We start from the raw sequence: 11,678 nt of genomic DNA on the forward strand, positions 1-11,678 counted from the left end.
TTTTTATACAGTCGTGTCGATCACGGTGGGTTGTCATGTATCAGAATCTGGCTGTCCTGGCTGCCTTGCTGGTGCTTTACGCCAACCTGGCCGGCGCGCTCGAATCCAGACCCGTCAACGGGCCCCTGTTGTTCCTGCTGGCGGGCCTGGTGGCCGGCCCGGCCGGGCTCGGGTTACTGAACCTTTCCCTGGACCGCCATGACCTTCGGCTACTGGCCGAGCTTACCCTGGCGATCGTGTTGTTCAGCGATGCTGCCCATGCTGATCTGGCTCAGTTACGCCGCAACCGGAGCCTGCCGCTGCGCCTGCTGGCGATCGGCTTGCCGCTGACCCTGGTCGCCGGTTGGCTAGCTGCGTGGCTGATGTTTCCACGCATGCCCTGGCTGGAAATGGCCCTGTTGTCGACCATCCTGGCCCCCACCGATGCCGCCCTTGGCAAGGCAGTGGTGACCAACCCCCTCGTGCCAGCCAACGTGCGTGAAAGCCTGAATGTCGAAAGCGGGTTGAACGATGGCATTTGCGTGCCGGTGCTGCTCTTGTTGCTGGCATTGTTGATGGAGAGCCGCTCGACGATGCCCTTTGCCCTGGGGGGATACTTCTTGTTTGAGGAGTTGGGTATCGGCGCACTGACGGGGGCTGTGCTGGCGCTGATGGTGGGAGGGTTGTTGCGTCTTTCGCAGCGCCGCTGCCTGCAGGTGGAATCATGGCAACAACTGGTAATGCCCGCCTTGGCGTTGCTGAGTTTCGCCAGTGCCCAGGCAATGGGCGGAAGCGGTTTCATCGCGGCATTCTGCGCAGGATTGCTTACGGGGTACCTGTTCAATCGGGAAACGCAACTGCTGCTCAAGACCGGCGAATCCTGCGGTGAAGCGCTTTCGCTGCTGACCTGGGTGGTGTTCGGTGCCTACGTTGCGCCCAAGGCCTCGCAAATCCTGTCGCCCTCGGTATGGTTCTACGCGCTGTTGAGCCTGTCGCTGGTGCGTATGGTGCCTGTCTGGGTCAGCCTTGCCGGGAGCGAACTGACTGCCGATAGCCGTCTGTTCATTGGCTGGTTCGGGCCGCGTGGTCTAGCGTCTATCGTTTTCGCTGTGCTGGTACTCGATGCACGGTTGCAAGAGGGCAGCACGATCATCGCCACGACTATCGCTTGCGTCGTGCTCAGCGTGGTATTGCACGGCATAAGCGCTGCACCTGGGGCCCGTCGGTTGGGACGCAGCGTTGGAAAGTGACGATCGGTTCTTCGACAGGCTTTCGCGGAGGTTGCCGCCATGCGTGAAAAAGCAAAGAAAATGGGCCTGGTCGGACTGACGACACTGGTCACGGTAAACATGATGGGGTCCGGCATCATCATGCTGCCGGCGAGCATGGCGCAGATCGGCGCTGTCTCGCTGTTGTCCTGGGTGATCACGGCCATAGGCTCGATGGCTATCGCCTACTGTTTCGCGCAATGCGGCATCTACTGCACGCAATCGGGTGGCATGTCTGCCTACAGTGAACAAGCCCATGGCAAGTCTGCTTTCTTTCTGTGCTCCTACCTTTACTTTCTGTCACTGATGATTGGCAACGTGGCCATCGCCATTTCCGCCGTGGGCTACCTCACGCCTTTCATTCCCTGGCTTGGCAGTGGCGGCGGGCCGCTACTGGCAGGAGCGGTGACGTTGATCTGGTTTACCACCTTGTCCAACCTGGGTGGCGCCGAGGTTACCGGTCGTATTGGCGCGGTCAGCGTGTGGGGTGTCATCGTCCCGGTTGCCGGCTTGAGCTTGATCGGCTGGTACTGGTTCAGCCTCGCAACCTTCCAGGACGCCTGGAACCCTGGTCAAATGCCGGTGGCTCAGGCCATAACCAACAGCATTCCACTGACCTTGTGGGCGTTTCTGGGTATGGAATCAGCTGCGCAGAACTCCGACGCGGTGGAAAATCCGAAGCGCAATGTGCCTCTGGCATGCTTGCTCGGCACCCTTGGCGCGGCCGTGATCTATATCCTCTCGACCAGTGTCATCCAGGGCATCGTGCCGAATCCGGAGCTTGCCAACGCCAGCGCGCCCTTCGCCATGGTCTATGCACAGATGTTCAACGACTCCGTCGGCAACGTGATCATGGCATTGGCGGTGATCGCTTGCGTCGGTTCGTTGCTTGGCTGGCAGTTCACCTTGGCTGAAACCGCCAGGGTCACCGCCGGGCAGGGGCTTTTCCCAACGCTGTTTACACGCACCACGGCCCGTGGCGTACCACTGGCGGGCATGCTGACCTGCGCGGTGCTGCAGAGCCTCATTGCCCTGTCGACGCTCTCGCCCAATGCCAGCGCCCAGTTCAGCAAACTGGTGAACCTGGCTGCCGTGACCAACATCATCCCCTACATCACCTCGCTGACCGGGCTGTTGGTGATCATGTACAAGGCCCAGGTACAGGCAGCCATTTTTCGCCGTAACAGCGCAATCATGGTGGTCGCGGTTTGCTATTGCTTCTACGCACTGTACGCCTCGGGCCTGGAAGCCGTATTCGGTGCGGCACTGATCATGGCGCTGGGTTACCTGCTGTTCGGCTTCATTGCCAAACGTTTCGTCAAGGCGCTGGACATGATCGGAGGTGCGCCATGAAGCGCGGATCGAAAGTGACCGGTTGGTGTCTTGTCAGTTTGCTGTCGTGCGCGTCAGCGGACAGCACCGTCGCCGCCGTCGACACGTTGGGCCGGTTACGCCAGGAGCAGGTGCTGAACCTCGGATTCATGGAGGGGTTCGCACCTTTCTCATCAGGCAGCGATCAGGCTCCGGAGGGGTATTCCATCGACCTTTGCCAAGCAGTCGTCGCACGTATTCGGGAATTGCCAGGGCTCGCTGGCTTGCAGGTGCGCTGGCACTCACTGGCAGAGCCAGAGGCTGTTCGGGCCGTGGGCAACGGGCAGGTCGACCTGCTGTGTACACCGATGGTTGAAACCAAAACCAGGCGAGGCACGTTGGATTTTTCCATTCCGGTGTTTACCTCCGGCCTCGCGGCTTTGGTCAGGCGCGATGCACCTGCCAGCTTGCTCAGCCCCCTCAGCGGTAGCACGGACAATACCGGCCCGCGCTGGCGCGCGACGATCAATGCAGGGCTGAGCAAGCACAGTTTTGCCGTATTGCGTGGCACCTTGAGCAGCCGCTGGGCCCATGAGCGGATTCGCCAGCTTGGCTTGCAATCCACGCTCGAGGAAGTGTCGACGTACGAGGAGGGGGTTCAGCGGGTGGCCGACCGCAAGGTCGACGCGTTCCTCGGAGACAGGGTGGTCCTGCTGGCCCACCAGGCCCGGCAAGCCGAACGCGACCAGCTGTGGGTTCCGGATCACCTGTTCGTCATGAGCCGGGTGGCGTTGTCGATGCCAAGGGGAGATGTAGATTTTCGCTTGTTGGTGGATACCGCCTTGAGCCAGGCCCTTTCGGGGCCGCAAGGTGAGGCGCTGTTCGTTCGCTACCTAGGTCCACAGTCCGCACAGGACCGCTTGCTGCAAAGCCTGTATCCGCTGCCGGACTAGTTGGCGGGGATGGTGATGACTGGTGTTTCCGGCGCGACGCCGGTTTCGGCAAGGGACAAGAGCACAAGGATGAACAGAAACTCGGACTTGGACCTCAGGTCGCGATCGTCTATCCAGAACCAGTGATCGCGATAGCGCACGGCCGCATAGGCATTATCTGGCTTGTGCTCGCTTGAGAAGATACGCACCAGTGGCGCGTCCCACTCGCTGGAAACCACAGGAAGGGCGGGCGCGGGGTTTGCCCGCCCTTCTTGCACATGGATGGGCGGGGCGTCGATGGTGGCGGCAATTTCCGAGAAGATCTCCGACATCGAGCGCGTCAGCAAGGCCACTTCGGAATCGTTCCGCTGCACCGAGCCGAAAGTGAGGTGCAGTACCTCCGCATCGGGTCGAAGGTGCAGCGACTGACGCACCAGCTGGCGGTCTTTTTCGACGATCTCCGACCTGGTGTCGGCAATCAGCAGCAACTCACTGTCAGCCCCGGCACGTTGACTGATCCGCATACCCAGCTTTTCCGAACGCTGAATCCGCCGAAGTGCATCCAGCACCGCATAGAACTCAGGGTCTGCTGAACGTAACCGAGACGGGGAGGTAGACCTGTTGTACAAGCCGTTTGCGGCACGCGTGGTCAGGTGCAGCACGCGATCGACCGGATAGCCCGCCTGAATCAGCGAGAATATCGCCGCTGGCGAAAGCGGCGTGAGCAGATAGCGGGAAAAGCGTTCACCGGATAGCGGTGTGTAGCTGATGGTAGGGCGATCCGTATAAAGGCCGGAAGCGCCCAATGTCTGGCTGTTACCCTCGGCTGGTGAACCACTGAACCAACTTGCGGAAAGGTTTACCTGGCTTTGGATGGCCGTGGAACTGATCACCGAAGACACCTCCAGATACACAGGGGCATCGGCGTAGCGCAACTTGACGATGTTCAACAGGGTCTGTTCTTTCCAGGTCGTGGCTATGACGGTCGCGTAATCGCTTCTATCGCGCTCGATAGTAGAGGGGCCGAGCGTGGAACAGGCGGTCAACATCAGTGTGGCCGCGACGAGAGCGGTTCTGTTGAAACGGAAGGAGCTTGAATGCGCAGTGGAAACACGATTTTCATTCATCTTCTTGAATCCAGATAAATGCAGTTGGGTCACTCCCGGGCATAGGCCATGGCAGTGCTCAATCGTCTTCCTCGCGAAACGCTTTTATCCTGCCTTTTTTCTCGGCGTTGACCAGCGCCGCGTAGTCTTTGGCATTCTGCTCGGCATAAGCCAGGGCAAACTTGCCAAGGGCCTGATCGAAGGCGTCCGACTTGCCGAGATATCCGCTGATCAGTGCTGCGTCCCCTGACTTGGCATGCGCCCGCGCCAATGTCATGCCGCACACCTGCGCATACATGTTCATCTGCTCGAAAGACGCACCTTCCACCGGCAATGACATCTTCATATCGCGCAGTTGTCTGACGAAAAACTGCCGGCCCTTGCTGCTTTCGGTCCAGCCCAGAAAAATGTCGCTGGCGGACTGCGAAAGGCGCTGGCCGGTAACCACGCGCTGACCTTGATTGGCAAATTCGCTCTTGCCGGCATAGGGCGCCAGCACTGATGGGCAGGCTTCCTTGAATTGCAGCAGCAGCGGATGGTTTTCGGCCGAAAAGAACAAGCCAACGAAGCAGAACGTGCCCACGCTGCCGATGCCTACGGCTTTTACTGCAAAGTCCTCGAGGCGATAACGGTCGTAGAGAAATCTGCGCTCGGGTAGCAATGAACTGCGGTAATCCTCAAGAGCCAGCTTCACGCGCTTGGCAAAACCGGCTTCATGGATATGGAACAGGATTGGCGGCTGGTCGACCAAGCGCCGCCTACCGCCCACTTCATCACTGATCTGGGGATACAGGTAGTCCCCAATGCGCGTTCTGGCCCTGGCTATCAACTCTTGCCGCGCTTTGCGGTATTTCATGCTGGGTGCCATGTCGATGATCGCTTGAGCGTCCAAGCGGTCGTACCAGACGTCAAGCGGACTCATCTCCGACAATTCACGCATGCGTTTGCGGTAGGCCTGCACGCAGGCCATGGCCAGTTGTCCTGCCTCCTTATCGTTCAGCCGATTGTCTTGGGCGGCGACGGCAAAACTGACCGCCAACCGTTTGATGTCCCATTCCCAAGGTGCAGGAAGCGTCTCGTCGAAGTCGTTGATATCGAAGATCAAGTTGCGTTCAGGGGTGGCGAACAAGCCAAAATTGAGCAGGTGGCAATCGCCGCACGCCTGGACGCGTATGCCGGTGCAAGGCAGTGTGGCGAGGTCGCGTGCCATCAGGCCGGCCGAGCCGCGCAAGAAGGTGAATGGACTGCGCAGCATTCGCCCGTAACGCACAGGCACCAGTGCCGGATGTCGGTCACGGTTGGACAGTTCGAGCAAACCGACAGGATCACGCTGCCTGGGCTTGCATTTCCAAGTTGCATGAGCCGCCCGCGGCACGACATCTCGTAGACGTTTGCCGGCCTCCAGTCTCTCCTTGAGCGAGTGAAAATTCTTATCTTCACGGATGTCGTCTATTACCCTGGACAACCGTTTGGTTGAACGCTTCTTGAACTCAGCCATGTCGGCACCTTGGATGAGCAAAGGGTGGGCCCGACCGACAACGGAACTCGTCTGTGATGAATCACTGATGCGGCGTCGAATATTCCCGGACAGCTTCTGAAAAGCGTAGCAGTAATTCACTTATCCCAAATTGGCCGTGCAGCTACCAGTCTGTTGAGGCGGGCAGTGGCGTGACAAGGAGCGGTAATTGCCTTCGACACTGTGTTCAATGCTGTGGTGTTGTTGTTTGTCGTGCCTGCGCCGCTGCTGGTTTGCATCAAAGTGGTATTGGCGCGCAGGGCCAGAGGCGCACAAAGAAGCCCTGGCCAACATTGAGCCAGGGCCGCCAATTACCTTCAGGCGATAAGGTCCACTGCCAGCTGGAAGGCTACCCATAACGCCAGGCCAGTGGCGAATGCCAGCGCAATGTTTTCGAACCAGTTGTTGCGGTACGCCTTGCCCAGCAGCGACTTCTGGTTGGACATGATCAGCAGGCCCAGCGAGATCACCGGCAGGCCGATGATGTTCAGCGCGCTGACACCGATGGTAAGGGTCACGAAGTCGGGCATGCCCGGGATCGACCAGAGCAGTGGCGTCACCAGGATGAACAACATGAACCACTTGTGCATCGGGTCGTTGTGGAATTCCTTTCCATAGCGTTCGCGCCGTTCGGGCTTCACATGTTGGAAAGCGTCGGTGATCAGCATGGGGAACGCAGTGGTCTTGCCAGAAATGCTGGCGAACAAAGTGGCGAATACGCCTACGAAGAAGATGTACCAGCCGATCGGGCCGAAGAACAGTTCCAACGCCTTGCCCAGGTCGCCGAGCGTTTTCACCTCGATGCCGTTGGGCCGCAGGATTTCCGCGCCGACGATCCAGATCGCCAGGTTGATGACGATACCGACGAATACCGCGAACAGCAGGTCGTTGCGCTGGATGCGTTTGTGTTGCGGGCCGACCCAGCCTTTTTCACGCATGACATAAGGGTGCACGAAGTTGGCTACCGAACCTGCCACGGCACCGATCACCGATACCGCTACCAGCAGTGCGCCGTGAACGCCTTCATCGGCTGGAATGCTGAAGCCGAAGTGAAGGGGCAATCTCAAGAGGGTGGGCCGAGACGACACCGAGAGGCTTCCTCAAATAGTGAGGGAAGGCCGCATTTGTCGCGGCCTTTACTCGTTAGACTTGCGCCTGGCCACCGTCGACGAACAGTTCGGCCCCGTTGACGAAGCTGGCGTCGCTGGACGCCAGGAACAGAGCGGCTTTGGCAATCTCTTCAGGCTCGCCGACGCGCCCCAAGGGAATCTGCGATGCCAGGTAGTCCAGCAGGCCTTGCTGCTGAGCTGCGTCCGGGCCGGCGAGGTCTACCAGACCCGGGGTGCGAGTCGCGCCGGGGCTTATGGTGTTTACCCGGATGTTGCGATCTTTCAGGTCGAGGATCCAGTTACGGGCGAAGGCACGTACTGCAGCCTTGGAGGCCGCGTACACGCTGAATGCGGGTGTGCCCGAGCTGGCCGCAGTGGAACCGGTCAAAATTACCGAAGCGCCTTGGGCCAGAAGTGGCAGCGCTTTCTGAACCGTGAACAGCGTACCTTTGACGTTACGATCAAAAGTGTCGTAGTAGTGCTCTTCAGAAATGTCTCCCAGAGGCAGCATCGATCCACCCCCTGCGTTTGCGAACAACACGTCAATACGCCCGTGCTCTGCAGCGACCTGCTGGTACAGGGCATCGAGTTCGTCCGGCTTGGAAGAATCCACTCGAACCCCGACTGCGCTACCAATCTGTGCGACGGCGTTGTCCAGCTCCGCCTGGCGGCGGCCAGTGATGAATACTCGTGCGCCTTGTTGAGCGAAAAGCTTGGCAGTTGCCAAGCCGATGCCCGAAGTTCCGCCAGTCACGATTGCGATTTTGTTTTCAAGCTTGCCAGTCATGATCTTCTCCAGTGTTTGTGATGTTGCGTTGGGAGAAGCGTATCGACGACCGGAAAAAACCAAAATAGAATTGTTGTAAACTCATCGTTGCAGAAATGAAATGAGCAAACTTCCGGATTTTGAAGGGTTGGCGATGTTTGCCAAGGTAGCTGAGGAGGGTTCGTTCGCAGCCGCCGCCAGAGTCATGGGCGTTTCAGTGCCCACAGTTTCCAGGGCGGTAGCACGGCTGGAGGAGCGACTGGGGGGGCGCCTGTTCAACCGCACGTCTCGACAACTTTCATTGACCGAGTTCGGTCAGAGCATGGCGGGCAGGGCTGGGGAAATCTACCGACAGGCCGAAGAGGTGGAAGGCGAGGCGATGGAGCTCTCCGTTCGACCTCGCGGCCTGGTTCGCCTCGCGATCCCCATGTCGTTCGGCTTGAGATGGGTCGCGCCCTTGATGCCCCAACTCATTCGGCAGTATCCAGAGCTCTCGGTAGACCTCCATTTGTCCGACGCTTCGGTCGACCTGATCGCGGATGGTTTTGACGCGGCCTTGAGGATCGCTGCATTACCCGACTCCTCATTGGTGGCTAGAAAACTGTGTGCCGTGACCCAGTTTCTTGTCGCCTCACCGGCCTTCCTCAATCAGCACGGTAGGCCGAAGCACCCCCGAGAGCTGGCAAGTATGCCTTGCCTTAGCTACGCCTACCGTGCTCGGACGCAGGTCTGGAGATTCACTCATACATCTGGAGTAGAAGAGGATATCGTGCCTACCGGGCCTTTGCGTGTCACTAATTCGGAGGCGATGATCCCAATGTTGCTAGAAGGGATGGCCATCTCTGAACTGCCTGAGTTCATCGCGAGTGAGTACCTGACGGATGGGCGCCTGGAAAGAATCTTCCCGGAGTGGAGTATGACTCGGGGCGGCTTGTATTTCGTGACACCGTCTGCGCGAACCCGGCCAGTGAAGATCAGAGCTGTTTCCGATTTCTTCTTTGAACACCTGTCCGCGCCGACGTGGCGCTGGACGCCGGGGTATGAGTCATCAGGTGATATTCAGCGAGCAGGGCTGGAGTAAGGTTGGTTGATCTACGGAGAATGACATGGATAGTCAACTTCCAAAGGCCCTGGCCCATGAGAAACGCCGGAATCAGAAAAATTTTCCCCAAAATACCCTTTGATACTCCAGCAGCCTATGGCTGGTGCTTGCCAGCGCCGTAGCGCTTCTTGCGGGATCAGTATCCGCGCTGCTTCTGTTCTCCCTCGATCACGCGGCCCAATGGCGTGCAACCCACCGCTGGGCCATCTGGCTGTTGCCTCTGACCGGCTTTGCAGTGGGGCTGGTTTATCACTTGATCGGCGAGCCGGTGAACGCAGGCAATAACCTACTGATCGACGAGATTCACGCCTCGAAGAAAACCGTTCCGCTGCGCATGATGCCTCTGGTGTTTGCGGGCACGGTTATATCCCACTTCTGGAACTATCGTGCTGTTTCAAACAGCCGATTTTGTCATTTTACGATCCCTCTCCAAGCACCATTGAGCTGCATAAATCAACGGTTTCCGGGCGCGTCGGGATTTCTCGCAAAAAGCGATGATGGCACGTTGACTCTCCCCTTAGGGGGAGACTTTAGACTCCCGGCCCTCGATATATCTGGCCTGAAAACAGCATTTTTTGGCCCGATGAATTTATTCATTCAATGCGGCTTTTGTAGGGAAACAATCAATGAACAATCCCTTGGAATTGGACAGCGTTATCAGCAGTACACAGGAGATTCTTGCGCAGTTGCTGGTGTTGGACCGGGCCGACGTGGCAGAGCACAGCAGTATCGTTGACGACCTCGGCGCCGACTCGCTGGACATCGTCGACTTGAGCTTCCAGCTGGGCCGTCAGTACGGTTGCACCTTGCCGAAAACCAGCGTGCTGGATCACGCGGTAGCGGTGTTCGGCGACGCCAACCGGTTTGTCGAAAAAGGCCGAATCACGCAGGACGGCGTGGCCTTGCTGGAGCAGAGCCTCAGCGCTTATGCGCCGGGCCAGTTGCACGCGGGCATGCAGCCGGGCGATGTCTTCTCGGCCACCACCGTGCGTAACTGGGCGCAGCAATGCCATAACGTTTTCAACTACCTCCCCGAGACCTGCCCTGAGTGTGGCGCGGTGCATGCCCAACTCAACGAACGCAAACAAGTGGTGTGTGGCGGTTGCAGTGCTCGTCTGACCCCTCTGGACGGTGACTCGATCTCGCGTCTGTTGGTTGAGCAGTACGCGGCCACCCAATTGAAGGCTTCGGCGTAGGGGTTGCCTTGATGCAGGCCCGAGAGGTTCTGGTCACCGGCTATGGCCTGGTGGCTCCCACGGCACTGGATGCAGCCTCGCTGTTCACGACGATCAGCGAAAACCGTTCCTGCATTCGCCAGCACCCGGCGTTTGTCGAACTGGGCTTTGCGAATCCGGCGGCCGGGTTTATCGATGAGCAACAATGGCAGGTGATCGCTGCGGCCTTTCCGGGCGATCTGCAGACCACCTCCCGCCAGGAATGGCTGGCGCATTACGTGGCCCGTCAGGCGTTGGCCCATGCCGGGTTGGCCGACGGCGCATTTGCCCGAGTCGCCAGCGGTATTTTCGTCGGGGCCAATAAATACTGCATGAGCGGTGATTTGCGGGACGCCAGCCGTTACATGGACGATCAGGGGCGGGTCGATCTTGACCAGTACCTGGATAACCACACCCTCAGCGGTGGGGCGTTCGCCCGGCGGGTTGATCAGCAAACCCGCCATCTCGCCGAATGGCTGGGTGTACGTGACCATATCTCCACACATTCCGATGCCTGTGCCGCCGGCACCATGGCCATCGGCAGCGCCTATCGAGCGATCGCCCGTGGCGAGATCGACCTGGCGTTGTGTGGCGCGGTGGAGTTGATGGCCCATGAATTGTCCTACTACAGCTTTGATGGGCTGGGCGCACTCTGCCAGCGAGTGGACTTTTCCCCACAAGAACAGAGCCGGCCGTTCATGCCAGACCGCTGCGGTTTTGTGCTGAGTGAAGGGGCGGCGCTGTTGGTGCTGGAATCCCGCGAGCATGCCGAGCGTCGTCAGGCCCACTCGCTGGGCCGGGTGCTGGGTTACGCGAACCTGTGCGAGGCAGAGAAAATCACCTCCAGCAGCCGCGATGGCAGCAAGTACGCCGCCTGCATGGCCGCGGCCCTGGCCGATGCCGAACTGCCCAGTGCGGCTGTGGACCATGTGAATGTTCACGGTACGTCGACACAGGCCAATGACCGTTGCGAGGCCCTGGGCCTGGCGCAGGTGTTCGGCGAAACCCTGGAGCAGATGACGTTCACCGCCAACAAATCTGCCGTAGGGCATTCGTTGGCCGGCAGTGGTGCCATTGAGGCGGTGCTGTCGTTGATGAGCATTCAGTCGGGCGTGGCCTTGCCGACCCTCAATTTTCAGCCGGAAAAATCCGAATTTCCGGAGTTGAAATTCCTTTGCGAACCGTTGCAGCAACCGATCAATGTCGTGCTCTCAAACTCCTTCGGGTTTGGTGGCGTGAACAGTTCGTTGGTGCTGGGCAGGGCATGACATGACCAGATCCAATTCAACTGCTGTTTATATCACTGCAGCGTCGGTACTCAACGCCGCCGGTACTGAATGTGCGCCTCGTGACAGTCAACCTCAGGCCGCGCAAC

At 59.0% G+C, this 11,678-nt stretch carries 10 protein-coding genes and 1 pseudogene; 7 read left to right on the top strand and 4 right to left on the bottom strand.

The window, feature by feature from the left end:
* Positions 1-35 precede the first annotated feature (35 nt).
* The 3 genes from E5221_RS13070 to E5221_RS13080 are packed head-to-tail and all read left to right on the top strand — an operon-like array spanning position 36 to position 3,511.
* Positions 36-1,229: a cation:proton antiporter gene (locus tag E5221_RS13070; RefSeq protein WP_247847610.1), complete on the top strand. Its 1,194-nt coding sequence runs from the start codon at positions 36-38 to the stop codon at positions 1,227-1,229.
* A 39-nt stretch (positions 1,230-1,268) separates the two neighbouring features.
* Entirely contained in the window at positions 1,269-2,600 is a 1,332-nt protein-coding gene (gene potE / locus E5221_RS13075; RefSeq protein ID WP_039612910.1) for a putrescine-ornithine antiporter, read from the top strand.
* Positions 2,597-3,511, top strand: coding sequence for a transporter substrate-binding domain-containing protein (locus E5221_RS13080; RefSeq protein WP_247847611.1), 915 nt, complete (start codon positions 2,597-2,599; stop codon positions 3,509-3,511). Before potE ends, E5221_RS13080 begins: the two co-directional genes overlap by 4 nt.
* Here E5221_RS13080 and E5221_RS13085 read toward each other — a convergent pair.
* The 4 genes and pseudogenes from E5221_RS13085 to E5221_RS13100 all read right to left on the bottom strand — a co-directional run bounded on the left by E5221_RS13085 (position 3,508) and on the right by E5221_RS13100 (position 8,008).
* Positions 3,508-4,617, bottom strand: coding sequence for a hypothetical protein (locus tag E5221_RS13085; RefSeq protein ID WP_061552137.1), 1,110 nt, complete (start codon positions 4,615-4,617; stop codon positions 3,508-3,510). The genes E5221_RS13080 and E5221_RS13085 overlap by 4 nt on opposite strands.
* 58 nt (positions 4,618-4,675) lie before the next feature.
* Positions 4,676-6,094, bottom strand: a complete 1,419-nt coding sequence (locus E5221_RS13090) for a DUF2252 domain-containing protein (protein ID WP_082810614.1) — start codon at positions 6,092-6,094, stop codon at positions 4,676-4,678.
* Between the two features lie 335 nt (positions 6,095-6,429).
* Positions 6,430-7,158, bottom strand: a pseudogene (locus tag E5221_RS13095) (divalent metal cation transporter); the annotation flags it as partial.
* A gap of 97 nt (positions 7,159-7,255) precedes the next feature.
* A complete protein-coding gene (locus tag E5221_RS13100; protein WP_023662722.1) occupies positions 7,256-8,008 on the bottom strand; it encodes an SDR family oxidoreductase in 753 nt (250 codons plus the stop codon).
* A gap of 100 nt (positions 8,009-8,108) precedes the next feature.
* On the opposite strand from E5221_RS13100, the gene E5221_RS13105 reads away from it, so the two are divergent.
* The 4 genes from E5221_RS13105 to E5221_RS13120 all read left to right on the top strand — a co-directional run bounded on the left by E5221_RS13105 (position 8,109) and on the right by E5221_RS13120 (position 11,571).
* Complete coding sequence (locus E5221_RS13105; protein ID WP_247847612.1) at positions 8,109-9,068, top strand: LysR family transcriptional regulator; 960 nt, start codon at positions 8,109-8,111, stop codon at positions 9,066-9,068.
* Positions 9,069-9,192: 124 nt separating this feature from the next.
* A complete protein-coding gene (locus E5221_RS13110) occupies positions 9,193-9,825 on the top strand; it encodes a hypothetical protein (protein ID WP_247847774.1) in 633 nt (210 codons plus the stop codon).
* Positions 9,716-10,285 (top strand): acyl carrier protein, encoded by a 570-nt coding sequence (locus E5221_RS13115; RefSeq protein ID WP_247847613.1) that lies wholly within the window; start codon positions 9,716-9,718, stop codon positions 10,283-10,285. Before E5221_RS13110 ends, E5221_RS13115 begins: the two co-directional genes overlap by 110 nt.
* 11 nt (positions 10,286-10,296) lie before the next feature.
* The gene (locus tag E5221_RS13120) at positions 10,297-11,571 is read left to right on the top strand and encodes a beta-ketoacyl-[acyl-carrier-protein] synthase family protein (RefSeq protein ID WP_247847614.1); all 1,275 of its coding nucleotides are present in this window, start codon (positions 10,297-10,299) and stop codon (positions 11,569-11,571) included.
* Positions 11,572-11,678: the final 107 nt, after the last annotated feature.

It is taken from the genome of Pseudomonas sp. A2 (assembly GCF_023100865.1).
GTDB classification, from domain to species: domain Bacteria; phylum Pseudomonadota; class Gammaproteobacteria; order Pseudomonadales; family Pseudomonadaceae; genus Aquipseudomonas; species Aquipseudomonas asiatica.

What these genes read in the sequence shown, in the direction of transcription:
- E5221_RS13100 (WP_023662722.1), bottom strand. Translation starts at nt 8,008, where the DNA reads ATGACTGGCAAGCTTGAAAACAAAATCGCAATCGTGACTGGCGGAACT.
- E5221_RS13085 (WP_061552137.1), bottom strand. Translation starts at nt 4,617, where the DNA reads ATGAATGAAAATCGTGTTTCCACTGCGCATTCAAGCTCCTTCCGTTTC.
- potE (WP_039612910.1), top strand. Translation starts at nt 1,269, where the DNA reads ATGCGTGAAAAAGCAAAGAAAATGGGCCTGGTCGGACTGACGACACTG.
- E5221_RS13120 (WP_247847614.1), top strand. Translation starts at nt 10,297, where the DNA reads ATGCAGGCCCGAGAGGTTCTGGTCACCGGCTATGGCCTGGTGGCTCCC.
- E5221_RS13070 (WP_247847610.1), top strand. Translation starts at nt 36, where the DNA reads ATGTATCAGAATCTGGCTGTCCTGGCTGCCTTGCTGGTGCTTTACGCC.
- E5221_RS13080 (WP_247847611.1), top strand. Translation starts at nt 2,597, where the DNA reads ATGAAGCGCGGATCGAAAGTGACCGGTTGGTGTCTTGTCAGTTTGCTG.
- E5221_RS13090 (WP_082810614.1), bottom strand. Translation starts at nt 6,094, where the DNA reads ATGGCTGAGTTCAAGAAGCGTTCAACCAAACGGTTGTCCAGGGTAATA.
- E5221_RS13105 (WP_247847612.1), top strand. Translation starts at nt 8,109, where the DNA reads ATGAGCAAACTTCCGGATTTTGAAGGGTTGGCGATGTTTGCCAAGGTA.
- E5221_RS13115 (WP_247847613.1), top strand. Translation starts at nt 9,716, where the DNA reads ATGAACAATCCCTTGGAATTGGACAGCGTTATCAGCAGTACACAGGAG.